Origin of the sequence: Kitasatospora sp. NPDC101801 (genome assembly GCF_044766665.1) — a bacterium.
Classification (GTDB): Bacteria; Actinomycetota; Actinomycetes; order Streptomycetales; family Streptomycetaceae; genus Kitasatospora.
Window position 1 is genome coordinate 55,063 of the sequence record NZ_JBIWML010000042.1, and the last position, 15,675, is coordinate 70,737.

General features: G+C 72.2%; 10 protein-coding genes. 4 read left to right on the top strand and 6 right to left on the bottom strand.

The genetic code is table 11. The annotated features are described in order from the left end of the window. Nucleotides 1-3: 3 nt before the first annotated feature. From ACIRPK_RS31300 to ACIRPK_RS31315, 4 genes are all read right to left on the bottom strand, one after another. Nucleotides 4-507 (bottom strand): DinB family protein, encoded by a 504-nt coding sequence (locus ACIRPK_RS31300; protein WP_403044724.1) that lies wholly within the window; start codon nt 505-507, stop codon nt 4-6. Between the two features lie 348 nt (nt 508-855). Further along, complete coding sequence (locus ACIRPK_RS31305) at nt 856-1,326, bottom strand: ATP-binding protein (protein ID WP_403044727.1); 471 nt, start codon at nt 1,324-1,326, stop codon at nt 856-858. Nucleotides 1,327-1,588: 262 nt separating this feature from the next. Continuing rightward, on the bottom strand, nt 1,589-2,866 hold the full coding sequence (locus ACIRPK_RS31310) for an Ig-like domain-containing protein (protein ID WP_403044730.1): 1,278 nt from the start codon (nt 2,864-2,866) through the stop codon (nt 1,589-1,591). 215 nt (nt 2,867-3,081) lie between these two features. Then, on the bottom strand, nt 3,082-4,275 hold the full coding sequence (locus ACIRPK_RS31315; RefSeq protein ID WP_403044733.1) for an Ig-like domain-containing protein: 1,194 nt from the start codon (nt 4,273-4,275) through the stop codon (nt 3,082-3,084). Nucleotides 4,276-4,508: 233 nt separating this feature from the next. Here ACIRPK_RS31315 and glgX point away from each other — a divergent pair, with 233 nt between their 5' ends. The 3 genes from glgX to ACIRPK_RS31330 all read left to right on the top strand — a co-directional run bounded on the left by glgX (nt 4,509) and on the right by ACIRPK_RS31330 (nt 10,419). Beyond that, nucleotides 4,509-6,689 (top strand): glycogen debranching protein GlgX, encoded by a 2,181-nt coding sequence (gene glgX, locus ACIRPK_RS31320; protein ID WP_403044736.1) that lies wholly within the window; start codon nt 4,509-4,511, stop codon nt 6,687-6,689. Between the two features lie 86 nt (nt 6,690-6,775). Continuing rightward, nucleotides 6,776-8,593 (top strand): ABC transporter ATP-binding protein, encoded by a 1,818-nt coding sequence (locus tag ACIRPK_RS31325; protein WP_403044739.1) that lies wholly within the window; start codon nt 6,776-6,778, stop codon nt 8,591-8,593. Further along, on the top strand, nt 8,590-10,419 hold the full coding sequence (locus ACIRPK_RS31330) for an ABC transporter ATP-binding protein (protein ID WP_403044742.1): 1,830 nt from the start codon (nt 8,590-8,592) through the stop codon (nt 10,417-10,419). The genes ACIRPK_RS31325 and ACIRPK_RS31330 overlap by 4 nt, the downstream gene beginning before the upstream one ends. A gap of 22 nt (nt 10,420-10,441) precedes the next feature. On the opposite strand, the gene ACIRPK_RS31335 is transcribed toward ACIRPK_RS31330, so the two are convergent. Together ACIRPK_RS31335 and glgP are read right to left on the bottom strand one after the other, a co-directional pair. Next, nucleotides 10,442-11,302, bottom strand: a complete 861-nt coding sequence (locus tag ACIRPK_RS31335) for an effector binding domain-containing protein (protein WP_403044745.1) — start codon at nt 11,300-11,302, stop codon at nt 10,442-10,444. A 185-nt stretch (nt 11,303-11,487) separates the two neighbouring features. Further along, on the bottom strand, nt 11,488-14,151 hold the full coding sequence (glgP, locus tag ACIRPK_RS31340) for an alpha-glucan family phosphorylase (protein WP_403044748.1): 2,664 nt from the start codon (nt 14,149-14,151) through the stop codon (nt 11,488-11,490). 778 nt (nt 14,152-14,929) lie between these two features. Between glgP and ACIRPK_RS31345 the strand changes: the two genes are divergently transcribed. Beyond that, nucleotides 14,930-15,675: maltotransferase domain-containing protein (locus tag ACIRPK_RS31345; RefSeq protein WP_403044751.1), on the top strand; the 746-nt coding region annotated here is incomplete at its 3' end.

Here is a 15,675-nt window from a genome sequence, read left to right on the forward strand (position 1 = left end):
CCGTCACGCTCCGGTGCTGCCGTCCGCGAGTTCGCGCAGCAGGTCGAGGTGGCCGTTGTGCCGGGCGGTCTCCTCGATCAGGTGCAGGACGATCCAGCGCAGGTTGATCTGCTGCCCGTCCCGGACGGTCCGCTGCGCCACCGCGTCCAGGTCGGTGCCGGCCACCAGCTCGCGATAGCGGTCGGTCAACTGCCGGTAGTCGTCGAGCAGTTCGACCAGCGGCAGGTCCACCGCGATCCGCATCTCGCGGTCCGGGTCCTCGTCGGTCCACGGCCCCTCGTCCTCCCCGCCGAGGAAGACCACGTCGAACCAGTAGTACTCGACCCAGCGCAGGTGGCTGATCAGCCCGGCCAGGGTCATCAGCGGCGAGCCGGGCAGCGGGGCCTTCCGGGCGTCCTCCTGGGCGAGGTCCTCGCACTTGGCGAGCGCGGTGGCGCGGGTGTAGTCGAGGAAGGTGGCGAGCGAGGTGCGCTCGTCGAGGACGGTGGGCATGTCGGTGCGTGTCATGCCCGGGATCATGGCTGGTCCGGGGCGGCCTGTCGACCGGAATTCGGCCCGCTGCGCCGGGGCCCGGCTGGATAATCAAAGGCCGGAGTGGGAATCCATACGATTAGTCCAGGTGAAGTAGGTTACAAACCTTTCAATCGATTTTGCCCACATCGTGAGACCGTGCGATAGTCGAGTCATCGAGAGCTACGGCCACCCCCGACCCGGTTCGGCCGTCTGCACCGCGTGGCACGCACCCCCATGGCTTGCGCGGTGACCTGCAGGGGCCCCCACGCCGCATCACGGCGACCGGGGGCCCCGCACTGTTTTCCGGGCCACCCGCGTTCAGGTTTCCGGGGCCACCCGCGCTCAGGACGGGGCGCGCTCGCGGACCTTGAGCTCGAACCAGACGCCCTTGCCGCGCGGCAGCAGATCCGCGCCCCAGCGCTCCGAGATGGTACTGATCAGCAGCATGCCGTAGCCGGTCTCGTTGCCCGGCTCGGCGACGATCAGGCAGGGCAGCGCACGGGAGGAGTCCCGGACCTCGACCCGGAGCCAGCCGGGGCGGCGGGTGAGCCGGAGGCCGACGGTGCGACCGCCGGTGTGCCGGACGGCGTTCGCCATCAGCTCGCCGGTGAGGAGTTCGCCGGCTTCGAGTAACTGGTGCATCCGCCAGCCCTGGAGCACCGAGAGCACCATCCGCCGGGCCACGCCGACGAGTTCGGGACGGGACGGCAGGAAGACCTCCTGCTCGGCCGCCACCTGCTCGCAGAGCCGGCCGAAGCACTCGCGCTCGACCTCCTGCGGGCTGAGTCGTTCCAGAGTCTCCAGGGCGAGCACCCCACCTTCCGACGGGTCGTCAGTGGCCGGACCGGCCCCTGGAAGTGATGCCCACTCTGCCTCGCCCCATCCCGCCATGGGCCAATCATTGCGGAACGCAAGCGGCCGCGTACGGACAATGAACAAACGATCACTATTCGAATGGCATATGCCAAGAGCATCCCGAACGCGGCCCGAACAAGGGCTCGCACAACAGCTCGGCCCGGGCGCCATAAGGGCACCCGGGCCGAACAGTTGAGCAGGGATCAGCTCCCGGCGGGGTCTACCAGGAGGCCCAGGGCAGCGTCCAGCCGCTCAGGCCGTTGTCCGGCGAGACGGTCTTGCCCTTGGAGTTCTGGATCTTCACCACGTCGCCGACGATCGAGTCCGCGAAGTACTTCCCGGCGGTCGAGGCGTCGTCGCCGCCCTTGGTGTCCGCCATCGAGACGCAGCCGTGGCTGGCGTTGTACTTGCCGAAGGCGTTCCCCCAGTAGTTGCCGTGCACGTAGGTGCCGGAGGAGGTCAGCCGCATCGCGTGCGGGACGTCCGAGATGTCGTACTCGGAGCCCTGGATGTTGGAGACGGTGGCGGAGTTCATCCGGGTCACCTTCTCCTTGCTGGAGATGACCATGGTGCCGTTCCAGGACGGGTTCTGGTCGTCGCCCGCGGTGATCGGGATGGTCTTGGCCACGCCGTCCCGGGTGACCGTCATCTGGTGGGTGCCCGCGTCCGCGACGCTGATCTGCGAGCGGCCGATGGTGAACGGCTCGTCCCGGTCCACGTCGCCGTAGACGCCGGGCGACACCTCGACGTTCTTCAGGCGGTACTTGATGGTGACCTTGGTGCCGGACTTCCAGTAGGTCTCCGGCCGGAAGTCCAGCCGCTGGGTGCCGAACCAGTGCCCCTTCACCACGGTGTGGTTGCTGTCCTCGAAGGTGATGCCCTTGAGCACCGCCTCCTTGTTCTTGACCGGCTTGCCGAAGTTGACCGAGACGATCATGCCGACGCCGTACGTGCCGTTGTCGGTGATGTTGTCGTTCACCGAGGCGGTCTTCGCCGGGGTGAGCGTGGTGAAGCTGCTGGTCGAGGCAGCCACCAGGCCCTCGGCGTCGGTGGCCTGGGCGCTCACCTTGTAGACCATCCCGACCGTGAGCGGCGCGCTGGGCTTCCAGCTCAGGCCGTCGGCGGTGATCGCACCGGCGACCGGCTTGCCGTTCTTGTCGGTCACCTCGACGGTGGTCAGCTTGCCGCCGGCCACCGCGACGTTCAGGGCGTCGTTGGGGTTGACGTCCTCGGCGCCGTCCTTCGGGGTGACGGTCAGCACCGCGGCCGAGTTCTTCGGCGCGGGCGGGCTGGCGGCCGCGGAGGCCGCGCTGTCGCCGCCGGCCGCGCCGGTGCCCTTGCCCTTGTCGTCCGAGCCGGAGCCCGAGCAGGCCGCGGTGAGCAGCAGGACGCCGCCCATCGCGAGCGCGACCCCGGCCAGCCGGGTGCGCTTGGCACGGCGCTCGGCCGCGCCCTGGGTCCTGACTATCGCGGCATCGGCCGCCTGTACCGGCTTCACTCGGTCTGCTCCCCTCGGGGTGTCCACGCTCAGTACACGTTCCGGCGCCGGTTTCAGTTTCACGAAGGGCGGGGGTCGTGCCGAGTTGTTATCTGCGCCGGCCGCTCGACGGGCGAGCGGCGGCACGGCAGGCCAGGATAACCGGCGGGGATCGGTGTTCCTCCCGGGGAGGTCCGTGCTGGACCGGTGCGGGGTCGGTGGCGGTCGGTGCCGGGTCAGTGCACGCCGAGCGCGCTGCCGCGCTGCCACTGCGCCCAGGTCAGGTTCCAGCCGTTCAGGCCGTTGTCCGGCGGCACCTGGTCGCCGGTCTGCCCGTGCACCTCGATCACGTCCCCGATCATCGAGTGCTCGAAGAACCAGCCCGCCGGGGAGGAGTCCGAGCCCCCCTTGTCGTCGGCCAGGCCGAGGCAGCCGTGGCTGGTGTTGGCGCTGCCGAAGACCGAGCGGGCGGCCCAGTAGTTGCCGTGCACGAAGGTGCCCGAGTTGGTCAGCCGCATCGCGTGCGGCACGTCCTTGATGTCGTACTCGTCGCCCAGGCCGACGGTCTGCGAGTTCATCCGGGTGACCGGGAACTTCTCCGAGATCACCATCGCGCCCAAGTAGGTGGAGAACTCCGGGCTGCCGCCGGAGATCCGCAGGGTCCGGAGCACCCGGCCGTCCTGCCGGACGGTCATGGTGTGCGCGTCCAGGTCGGCGGTGCTGACCATCGAGCGGCCGACGGTGAAGTGCACCTCCTTGGACTGGGTGCCGTAGTCCCCCGGCGCGCCCTGGACGTCCTTCAGCCGCAGCGTCAGGGTCACCTTGGTGCCGGCCGCCCAGTACTTGTCGGGCCGCAGGTCCAGCCGCCGGTTGCCGAACCAGTGCGCGGCCACCGGCACCGGCGGGTCGGCGGTCACCGTGATCCCCCGCTCGACCGCGGCCCGGTCGGTGATCGCCCGGCTGAACCGGAGCGAGACCGGCATCCCGACCCCGACCGTGGAGCCGTCCTCCGGGGTGAAGAAGGCGGCGAAGGTGTGCTCCGGGGTCAGGGTGGCGAAGGCCACGTGCTGGGCCGCCTTGAGCCCGGCGGCGTCCTCCGCCACCGCGTCCAGCGTGTACGGGGTGGCCAGGGTGAGCCGGCCGTCCGGGGCCCAGCTGCCGTCCGGGGCGATCCGCCCGGCCACCTCGCCGCCCTTGTCGTCGGCCAGCCGGACCGAGAGCAGCCTGCCCTGGGCCACCGTCACCTTGACCGGGCCCTCGGCCGGCACCTCCTGGGTGCCGTCCCCGGGGGTCGCGCTGATCACCGCCCTGGAGACGGCCGGGCTGGGCGCGGCGACCGCCTCGGAGCCCGGTGTTGCCTGCCGTTCACTGGTGCAGCCGGTGAGCAGGCAGAGCCCGACCACCACCACGACCGCCACCCGGGAGCGCATCCCGATCCTCCGTACGTACCTACCGCTGCCGTCAACCACCGTCCGGCATAACGACCCTGGGCCCGCCCGGACACGTGGGAGCAAATTCACGCAGTAGCAGCCAGAAGGTCTCGATCCAGGACAGAATCGTTCACAGTCCGTCACAGCACGGTCCGTCACGTGACAGCACTATCCGATCAGGGAACAACGGCTACGCGGGGCCCGGGACGTCCTGCGCTGGGAGGATGCGGTCGATGACGGCTTGGCAGCGGCAGGTTCAGGCGGAACACGGTGCGATCGACCCGGCGGTGCCCTGGCCCGGCAGCTGGCAGCCGCTCGGCGCCCGCTACCGCACCGACCACGCCGGCGGCCACGGCACCAACTTCGCGCTCTGGGCCCCGGACGCCGAGGCGGTCGAGCTCTGCCTGTTCGCCGAGGACGGCACCGAGAGCAGACACCCGCTGACCGAGCGGACCTTCCAGACCTGGCACGGCTACCTGCCCGGGGTCCACCCCGGGGCCAGGTACGGCTACCGGGTGCACGGCCGCTGGGACCCGTGGACCGGCGCCCGGTGGAATCCGGCCAAACTGCTGCTCGACCCCTACGCCCGTGCGGTGGACGGGAGTTACACCGCCCACGACGCGACCTGCGCGGCCGTCCGGAACTGGCCGGAGCGCGAGGTGGCCGACACCGTCCGGGACAACCGGGACTCCGCCGCGTACGTGCCCAAGGCGGTGGTGGTGCACGACGACGACGACTGGTACGACGACCACCGCCCGAAGACGCCCTGGGCCGAGACCGTGCTGTACGAGCTGCACGTGCGCGGCTTCACCATGCGCCACCCCGGCATCCCGGCCGAACTGCGCGGCACCTACGCCGGGTTGGCGCACCCGGCGGCGATCGAGCACCTGGTCGGCCTCGGCGTCACCGCGGTCGAGCTGCTGCCGGTGCACCAGTACGCCGACGAGGACCACCTGCAGCAGCGCGGGCTGACCAACCACTGGGGCTACAACACCCTCGCCTTCTTCGCCCCGCACGCCGGGTACTCCGCCGGGGGCAGCCGGGGCCAGCAGGTCGGCGAGTTCAAGCGGATGGTCCGGGCCCTGCACGCGGCCGGGATCGAGGTGATCCTCGACGTGGTCTACAACCACACCGCCGAGAGCGGCGTGATGGGCCCCTCGCTCAGCCTGCGCGGCATCGACAACGCGGGCTACTACCGGCTGGACCGCAGCCGCCGGGGCTACGCCGACTACACCGGCTGCGGCAACACCCTGGACACCCGGCAGCCGCACACCGTCCGGCTGATCACCGACTCGCTCCGGTACTGGGTGACCGAGATGGGCGTGGACGGCTTCCGGTTCGACCTGGCCGCCGCGCTGGCCCGGGGCTCGGACGGGGTGGAGATGCACCACCCGTTCCTCGGCGCGGTCTCCCAGGACCCGCTGCTCAGCCGGGTGAAGCTGATCGCGGAGCCCTGGGACGTCGGCCCCGGCGGCTACCAGGTGGGCGGCTTCCCGCCGCTCTGGGCCGAGTGGAACGACAAGTACCGGGACACCGTGCGGGACTTCTGGCGCGGTGCCCGCCCGGACGTCCGGGAGCTCGGCTACCGGCTGTCCGGCTCCTCCGACCTCTACCAGCGCGGCGGCCGCCGACCGTACGCCTCGGTCAACTTCGTCACCGCGCACGACGGTTTCACCCTGCGCGACCTGGTCTCCTACGACCGCAAGCACAACGAGGCCAACGGCGAGCAGAACCGGGACGGCACCGACGACAACCGGTCCTGGAACTGCGGGGTGGAGGGCGAGACCGACGACCCGGCGGTGGTGGAGCTGCGGCAGCGTCAGCTCCGCAACCTGATGGCCACCCTGCTGCTCTCCACCGGGGTGCCGATGCTCACCGCCGGGGACGAGCTGGGCCGCACCCAGCGCGGCAACAACAACGCCTACTGCCAGGACAACGAGACCAGTTGGCTGGACTGGTCACTGCTGGAGGACCCGGAGTGGCGCCGGCTCTGCGAGCTGACCGGGCGGCTGATCCGGCTCCGCCGGGCCCACCCGGTGCTCCGCCAGCGGGCGTTCTTCTCCGGCCGGGCGGCGGTGCCGGGCGGGCAGAGCGACCTGGCCTGGTTCACCGCCGGGGGGCAGGAGATGACCGAGGCCGACTGGTTCGCACCGACCGCCGTGCTCGGCATGCTGCTCTCCGGCCGGGCGATGTCGGAACGCGACCAGCACGGCTGTCCGCTGACCGACGACAGCTTCCTGGTGCTGCTCAACGCGGGCCACCGGCCGGTCACCTTCACGCTGCCCGGCGAGCCCTGGGCGAAGCGGTACGAGACGCTGGTGGACACCGCCCGCCCGGTGCCCGAACCCGACACCGGCGGGCCGGTCACGCTGGCCGGGCGGTCGCTGCAGCTGCTGCGGGCCGCCGACGACTGACCGGGTGGCCGGTTCTCGCCGACCGGGGCCGACAGGGGCGTAAAACCAGATGAGAAATGTCAGGTCCTCTGCCTACCCTCTCCGCGATGGCCGAGAACAAGCAGCAGAACAGATCCGACATATCCTCACATCCCACACCCGAGCCGCCCCGCCGGTCCACGGTGCGGTCACTGCTGCGCCTCTGGCCGTACGCCCGGACCGCCCGCTGGCGGATCGCCGGGTCGGTGACCGCCGCACTGCTCGCCTCCGGCAGCGTGCTGCTGGTCCCGCTGGTCCTGCGGGCGATCGTGGACGGCCCGATCACCCACCACGACCTCGGCGCACTCTGGCCGCCGGCCGGGCTGCTCCTGCTGCTCGGCCTGGCCGAGGCCGGCCTGTTCGGCATCCGCCGGGTGATCGTGGCCCGGCCGCTGGCCAAGGTGGAGAGCGCCATGCGCGGCGACCTCTACGCCAAGCTGCAGCGGCTGCCGGTCTCCTTCCACGACCGCTGGCCGTCCGGCCAGCTGCTCTCCCGGGCCACCTCCGACATGTTCACCATGCGGCTCTTCCTGGCCTTCCCGCTGGTCTTCCTGATCGTCAACTCGCTGGTTTTCCTGACCGGTTCGGCGATGATGTTCGCGCTCGACTGGCGGCTCGGCCTGATCACCCTGCTGCCCGCCCTCCCGCTGGTGCTGCTCACCCGGCACTTCGAGGACCGGTACTCGGGGGCCGCCCGGCGGGCCCAGGACCAGACCGGTGACCTGGCCACCGTGATCGAGGAGTCGGTGCTCGGCATCCGGATCCTCAAGGCCTTCGGCCGGCACCGCACGATGGCCGAGCGGTTCAAGCGGCAGGCCGCCGAGCTGCGCTCCACCGAGCTGCACAAGGCCGACATGCTGGCCAACCTCTGGGCGGTGATCGTCGGCCTGCCCGAGGTGGCGCTCGGCGTCGCACTGGCGGTCGGCGTGGTCCGGGTCGCCGACGGCGACCTCTCCACCGGCACCCTGGTCGCCTTCCTCTCCACCGCCCTGGCCCTGCGCTGGCCGGTCGAGTCGCTCGGCTGGCTGCTCGCGTACGCCAACGAGGCGGCCACCGCGACCGACCGGTACTTCGAGGTGATGGACGAACCCGAGGACGACCCGGCCGCGACCGGGCACCGGCCGCAGGAGGACCAGGGCATCCGGTTCACCGGCGTCCGGTTCCGCTACCCCGACGCGCCCGCCGACACCCCCGACCTGCTCACCGGCGTCGACCTGCACATCCGGCGCGGCGAGACGATGGCCCTGGTCGGCGCGACCGGCAGCGGCAAGACCACGCTGACCGCGCTGCTCCCCCGGCTGTACGAGACCACCGGCGGCAGCATCACGCTGGACGGCCGGGACCTCCGCTCGATCCCGCTGCCCCGGCTGCGCGAGCTGGTCAGCATCGCCTTCGAGGAGCCCACCCTGTTCTCCGCCTCGGTCCGGGAGAACGTCCTGATGGGCCGTCCGGAGGCGACCGAGCAGGAGCTCGCCACCGCCCTGGACACCGCCCAGGCCGGCTTCGTCGAGAAGCTGCCCGAGGGCGCCGGCACCCAGGTCGGCGAGCAGGGCCTCAGCCTCTCCGGCGGTCAGCGCCAGCGCCTGGCGCTGGCCCGCGCGGTGGTCGGCCGCCCCGAGTTCCTGGTGCTGGACGACCCGCTCTCCGCGCTCGACGTGCACACCGAGGCCCTGGTCGAACGGGCCCTGCGCCAGGTGCTCGCCGACACCACCGCGCTGGTGGTGGCCCACCGGCCGAGCACCGTGCTGCTGGCCGACCGGGTCGCCGTACTGGCCGAGGGCCGGATCGTCGCCGTCGGCACCCACCAGGAGCTGCTGCACAGCTCCGCCGCCTACCGCGAGCTGATGACCGGTCAGACCGCCACCGAACGGAGCCTGGTCCGATGACCGCCACCACCGTGCAGAGTGCCCCGGTCGAGGAGGAGCTGCCGCACCCGGCCGAGGACGAGGACATCCCCGTCCCGGCCGGCGCCGCCCGGCGCCTGCTCGGCGAGCTGCTCGGCCCGCACCGCCGCCGGATCGGCGGCGCGATGCTGGTCATCCTGGTCCAGCAGGCCGCCCTGCAGTCAGGCCCGCTGCTGGTCGCGATCGCGATGGACCGGGGCATCCCGGCGCTCCGCGAGCACGACGCCGGCCCGCTGGTCGCGGTGGTCGCCGCCTACCTCGGCTGCGCCGCGCTCTCCACCGTGCTGCAGCGCGCCTTCATCCGGCTCAGCGGCCGGATCAACCAGGACATCCTGCTCACCCTGCGCGGCCGGATCTTCCGGCACGCCCAGCGGCTCAGCCTGGACTTCCACGAGCGCTACACCTCGGGCCGGATCATCTCCCGCGCCACCAGCGACGTGGACGCCCTGCGCGAGCTGCTCTCCGAGGGCCTGCAGGAGCTGCTGACGGTCTGTCTGTCGGTCTTCTACATCTCGATCGTGCTGATGGTGATGGACTGGCGGCTCGGTCTGGCCGCGCTGCTCTCCTTCCTGCCGATGTACCTGAGCGTCCGCTCGTTCCGGCGGCGCTCGCTCAAGGTCTACCGGCGCTCCCGGACGGCGGTCGCCTCGGTGATCGTCCGGTTCACCGAGACCATGAACGGCATCCGCCCGGTCCAGGCGTTCCGCCGGGAGGCCGCCAACGAGGCCGCCTTCGGCACCGTGAACCGGCAGTCCGCCGCCGCCACCGCCGACGGCCTGCTGGAGATGGCCCGCTACGTCGCCACCTCCCGGGCGGTCGCCAACACCTGGATCACCGGCGTGGTGGTGCTCGGCGCCGTGCTGGTCACCGACGGCAGCCTGGAGCTCGGCGCGCTCACCGCCTTCGTGCTCTACCTGCGCCGCCTGTACGACCCGATCGACCAGCTGGCGATGTTCCTGAACAGCTACCAGTCGGCCGCCGCCGCCCTGGAGAAGATCGCCGGCCTGCTGGCCCACGAGCCCTCGGTGGCCGAGCCGGCCACGCCGGTCGCCCTGCCCACGGCCCGGATGAAGGGCCGCGAGGTGGTCTTCGACGACGTCCGGTTCACCTACCGGACGGGCAAGGAGGTGCTGCCCAGCTTCGACCTCACGCTGGCCGCCGGGCAGACCACCGCCGTGGTCGGCGCCACCGGCGCGGGCAAGTCCACCCTGGCCAAGCTGCTCGCCCGGTTCTACGACCCGACCGAGGGCGCCGTCCGGCTGGACGGCGTGGACCTCCGCTCGCTGCCCACCGACGAGCTCCGGCGCGGCGTGGTGATGGTGACCCAGGAATCGTTCCTGTTCTCCGGCACGGTCGCCGAGAACATCGCGATCGGGCGCCCCGGCGCCCCCCGCGAGGAAGTCGAGCAGGCCGCCCGGGAGATCGGCGCGGACGAGTTCATCGCGGCCCTCCCGGACGGCTTCGACACCGACGTCCGCAAGCGCGGCGGCCGGATCTCGGCCGGCCAGCGCCAGCTGGTCGCGTTCGCCCGGGCGCTGCTCGCCGACCCGGCGGTGCTGATCCTGGACGAGGCCACCTCCTCGCTGGACGTCCCCGGCGAGCAGGCCGTCCAGCGCGCCATGCGCACCGTGCTGGCCGGCCGGACGGCCGTGATCATCGCGCACCGCCTCTCCACCGTGGAGATCGCCGACCGGGTCCTGGTGATGGACCAGGGCCGGATCGTCGAGGACGGCACCCCCGCCGCCCTGATCTCCGGCCAGGGTCGCTTCGCCGACCTGCACAACGCCTGGCGGGACAGCCTGGTCTGACCGGCCCTCGGGGGGCCGGCCGTCAGGCCCGCTCCACCGGGATCCACAGCTCCGCGTCTGCGCTCGCCCCGTCCGGGGAGAGCCGGACGCGGAGCAGTTCCGGCCCCGGCCGGCTGCGGTACGGGTTGGACGGGAACCACTGGGTGAACACGTCCCGCCACAGGTACTGCAACGTCTGCGGGAACGCTCCGGAGCTCTCGAAGACCGCCCACAGCCCGGCGTCGACCGGCAGCGCCGCCATCCCCTCCGGCACCGCCGCCGAGGTCACCGCACCGTGGTAGTAGTCGAGTTCGGTGCCCTCGGCCCGGCTGCCGTCCAGGTTGTCGCAGACCGCGACGATCCCGGCCGGCTCCTGGTCGGCCAGCGCCGCCACCGCCGCCACCGCCGCCGGGCCCAGCCCCCGGACGAACTCGGCGATCGCCGGGTTCACCCCTTCGTGCACCAGCGGCACCCTGGCCCGGTACCCGACCACCTGGAACCGCTCCTTCTGCACCAACCGGTACCGCATGCCCGTGCTCCCTTCGACGGTGAGGCGGAAGGACATCCGGGACTGGGCGTGCAGCGTCGCACCGGTCCGCCGGGCGTCGCCAGGACCGACCCCGTGCTGGGTCCGGAAGGCCCGGGCGAACGCCTCGCCCGAGCCGTAGCCGTACCGCACCGCGATCTCCAGCAGGGTCCGCTCGCCGGCCAGCACCTCGGCCCCGGCCACGGTGAGCCGCCTGCGCCGGACGTACTCCGACAGCGGTATCCCGGCCAGCGCCGAGAACAGCCGCCGGAAGTGGTACTCCGAGGTCATCGCGGTCCTGGCCAGTCCGGCCACGTCGATCGACCCGTCGAGCCCCCGTTCGATCTCGTCCATGGCCCGGTTCAGCTGCTCCAGCACCCGTTGCTCCTTCGCTCTGACTGATCCTCAGCCTAGGAAGACCCGGCCCGACCGGACCCGACATCCGGTGCCCGTTCCGGTCGGGTGACCGGGCGCCGGTTCTTGGCGGGCAGCCGGTCCGTCCAGGACATGGCTGATCCCCCCACCCAACGTCCGGGTGAGGGGATCAGCTCCGCGCAAGGGCTTTACCGGAGCAGGCCCGCATTCATCCCGGGCGTCTCCGCCGGGAGCGCGGCCAGCCCGAGCTCGGCCGGGGAGGCCAGCAGCTGGTGTGCGGGCAGCACCCGGACGGTGTAGCCGAACGGGCCGGTGCGGCAGAGCTCGAGCGATCCCTCGTACCGGTGCCTGCCGTCCAGATCGGGGCCGCCGGCCGGCTTGAGGGTGAGGGCCACCGCGTCGGAGATGCCGTCGCTCTCGTCCACCCGGCCGGACACCACCTGGACCTCCACGTCACCGGGCTCCAGCGCGCCGAGCGAGACCTGCACCCGCAGGGTCAGCGTCGAACCCAGCTCCTGCGCCTCGGACAGACCCTCGGTCTCCACGTGCTCGACCCGGACGGCCGGCCAGCCGTCCCTGATCCTGGCCTTCCAGCCGGCCAGCTCGCGGGCCCCGAGGTGGTCGGATCCGGCCAGCTCGCGCTGGGCCAGCGCCGCCGGCGCGTACAGCCGCTCGACGTACTCCCGGACCATCCGGCCGGCCAGCACCTTGGGCCCGAGGGTGACCAGGGTGTGCCGGACCATCGCGATCCAGGCGTGCGGCAGGCCGTCCGCGGCCCGGTCGTAGAACCGGGCGGCGACCTGGTGCTCGATCAGGTCGTAGAGCGCGGCCGACTCGATGTCGTCCCGCCGCTCGGCCTCCGGGCTCTCCGGGTCCAGGGTGGAGGAGACGCCGTCCGCGGTCGGGATCGCCCAGCCGTTCCGGCCGTCGTACCACTCGTCCCACCAGCCGTCCAGGACGGACAGGTTGAGGCAGCCGTTCAGCGCGGCCTTCATCCCGGAGGTGCCGCAGGCCTCCAGCGGGCGGAGCGGGTTGTTCAGCCAGACGTCGCACCCCGGGTAGAGGTGGGTGGCCATCGCCATGTCGTAGTCCGGCAGGAAGACGATCCGGTGCCGGATCTCCGGGTCGTCGGCGAACCTGACCAGCTGCTGGATCAACCGCTTGCCGCCGTCGTCCGCCGGGTGCGCCTTGCCCGCCACCACGATCTGCACCGGGCGGGTCGGGTGCAGCAGCAGCGAACGCAGCCGGACCGGGTCACGGAGCATCAGGGTGAGCCGCTTGTACGAGGGCACCCGCCGGGCGAAGCCGATGGTCAGCACGTCCGGGTCGAGCGCCGCGTCGACCCAGCCCAGCTCGGCGTCGCCCGCGCCGCGCTGCCGCCAGGAGGCCCGCAGCCGCTGCCTGGCCTCGTCCACCAGCTGGCTGCGCAGCGCGCGCCGCAGCTCCCAGATCTCGCCGTTGCCGATCCGCTCCAGGCCCGTCCAGCGACGGGCCTCGCCGGTCGCCATGGCGTCCTCGGCCTGCTCCTGGCCGAGCAGCCCGGCCGCCAGCCGGACCACCGCGGGGTCGATCCAGGTCGGCGCGTGCACGCCGTTGGTGATCGAGGTGATCGGCACCTCGGCGGCGTCGAAGCCCGGCCACAGGCCGCTGAACATGCCCCGGCTGACCTCGCCGTGCAGGGTGGAGACCCCGTTCGCCCGCTGGGCCAGCCGCAGGCCCATCGCGGCCATGTTGAACAACTTGGGATCGCCGCCCGGCCAGCTCTCCACGCCGAGCGCGAGCACCTGGTCCACCGGGACGCCCGGCAGTGCGGCGTCCCCGCTGAAGTGACGGGCCACCAGCTCCCGGTCGAACCGGTCGATCCCGGCCGGCACGGGGGTGTGGGTGGTGAACAGGGTGCCGGCCCGGACCGCCTCCAGCGCGGCGGCGAAGTCGAGGCCCGCGCCGACCAGCTCGCTGATCCGCTCCACGCCCAGGAAGCCGGCATGGCCCTCGTTGGTGTGGAACACCTCGGGGACCGGGTGCCCGGTCAGCCGGCCGTACGTCCGGACCGCCCGGACGCCGCCGATGCCGAGCAGCATCTCCTGCAGCAGCCGGTGCTCGCTGCCGCCGCCGTACAGCCGGTCGGTCACCTCGCGCTCGGCGGCCGTGTTCGGCTCGATGTCGGAGTCGAGCAGCAGCAGCGGGACGCGGCCGACCTGGGCCTTCCAGATCTGCGCGGCCAGCGTGCGGCCGCCCGGCAGCGCGAGGTCGACCCGGCAGGGGGTGCCGTCGGGCTCGCGGAGCAGGGAGACGGCCAGCTCGTCCGGGTCCAGCAGCGGGTAGCGCTCCTGCTGCCAGCCGTCCCGGGAGAGCGACTGCCGGAAGTAGCCGTGCCGGTAGAACAGGCCGACGCCGACCAGCGGCACGCCGAGGTCGCTGGCGGCCTTCAGGTGGTCGCCGGCCAGGATGCCGAGCCCGCCGGAGTACTGCGGCATCGCGGCCGCGATGCCGTACTCCGGTGAGAAGTACGCGATCGCGGCGGGAAGCGGGCCGGTGCCGTCGCCGGGCGCGGGCGCGCTCTGGTACCAGCGCGGCCCGGCCAGGTAGTCGCGCAGGTCGTCGGCGAGGTCACCCAGTCGGCGGAGGAAGCGGCGGTCGGCCGCGAGCGCGGAGAGCCGGGCGGCCGGCACCTCGCCGAGCAACCGGACCGGGTCCTCGCCGACCGCCGACCAGACCTCCGGGTCGACGGAGCGGAACAGCTCCCTCGTCTCGGGGTGCCAGGACCAGCGGAGATTGAGCGCGAGCTCGTGCAACGGCTGGAGTTGTTCGGGGAGGACGGTGCGCACGGTGAATCTGCGGATTGCCTTCACGGCGTGCAGCCTAGACCCCGGGATATGCCTGACGGCCCGTCAACCGGCTTATTACTGACCCTTTTGGACCATTGATGAGATCGCGATCGGCGCACTCGGCGGCATAGGGGCGCACGGGGGCGCATTCGGACCAGAGCACACGCCGACCGGGCATGAACACTCAGGAACGAGCGTGTTTCCAGTGTCTGATTCACCACCCCCAAACGTCCGAAATCGCCCTCTTACCGCGTCGTAGGTCTTGCCGCCGGTGTCAGGATGGACAAAGGTCGGTGGTGCGACGGGAAGTGCGATCCGGGTGGCGCCTTCCCCACGCCAACGTCCGGAACCTTCCTCCGACGATCCCTCAACTTCCTTTAGTCCATTCGGTCTCCGTGTGCCGCCGAAGCGTGCCCTGACCCCGCCCTCGCTCGTTTGCCGGTTCGGGTCACCACGGGAGCGCGCCCGGGCACTCGCGCGCCGGGACGCACGCGAGCAGGTAGACGGACGCCGGTCCTTCCTCACCCATGCAGTCCCCCGGCACTCCCCCGACCCGGCCCGGTCGGCGGGGGCCGCCGCCGATCTCGGGCAGGAGTCAGGCATGCACGGCGACACGCGGGACCAGGCGACCACGGCCACCGGTGGACTTGAGCCATCGTCAGAACCCGAGGCGCCACTGCCGGCGCCCCGGGCGGCCCGGAAGACGGCCGCCCCCCGGAAGACCGCCGCTCCCCGGAAGACGGCGGCCGCTCGTAAACCCCCCGCGAAGACCGCCGCCCGCAAGACGACAGAGAGCGACACCGTGATCGGCCGCATCCCCGTCCTGGACGTCTCCCCGCTGATCGACGCCGGCCGCCGCCCGGCCAAGGCGGCGGTGGGTGAACGCTTCCGGGTCACCGCCACCGTCTTCCGAGAGGGCCACGAGGCGGTCAACGCCAACCTGGTGCTCCGCGACCCGCGCGGCCGCAGCGGCCCGTGGACCCCGATGCACGAGCTGGCGCCGGGCACCGACCGCTGGGGCGCGTACGTCACGCCCACCGCACCCGGCCGCTGGTCCTACCTGGTGGAGGCGTGGAGCGACCCGGTGGCCACCTGGCGCAAGATCGCCGGCGTCAAGCTGCCCGCCGGGATCGACACCGCGCTGGTGCTGGAGGAGGGGGCGGCCCTGCTGGAACGGGCCGCCGCCGGGGTGCCGAAGAAGGAGGGCCGGGCGCACGTGCTGGCCGCCGTGGACGCGCTGCGCGACCCGGAGCTGCCCCCGCTCAGCCGGCTGGCCGCCACCCTCACCCCCGAGGTGGTCACCCTGCTGACCCGCTACCCGCTGCGCGAGCTGCTCAGTTCCTCCCGGCCGCTGCCCCTCCAGGTGGACCGGCAGCGCGCGTTGTTCGGCTCCTGGTACGAGTTCTTCCCGAGGTCGGAGGGTGCGGTGATCGACCCGGACGGCAACCTGCCACCGGTCTCCGGCACCTTCCGCACCGCCGCCGAACGCCTGCCCGCGGTCGCCGCGATGGGCTTCGACGTGCTCTACCTGCCCCCGATCCACCCGAT

Bases quoted from the DNA above. Each gene is read 5' to 3' on its own strand.
- ACIRPK_RS31300 (WP_403044724.1), bottom strand. From the start codon at position 507: ATGACACGCACCGACATGCCCACCGTCCTCGACGAGCGCACCTCGCTC.
- ACIRPK_RS31325 (WP_403044739.1), top strand. From the start codon at position 6,776: ATGGCCGAGAACAAGCAGCAGAACAGATCCGACATATCCTCACATCCC.
- glgX (WP_403044736.1), top strand. From the start codon at position 4,509: ATGACGGCTTGGCAGCGGCAGGTTCAGGCGGAACACGGTGCGATCGAC.
- ACIRPK_RS31315 (WP_403044733.1), bottom strand. From the start codon at position 4,275: ATGCGCTCCCGGGTGGCGGTCGTGGTGGTGGTCGGGCTCTGCCTGCTC.
- ACIRPK_RS31330 (WP_403044742.1), top strand. From the start codon at position 8,590: ATGACCGCCACCACCGTGCAGAGTGCCCCGGTCGAGGAGGAGCTGCCG.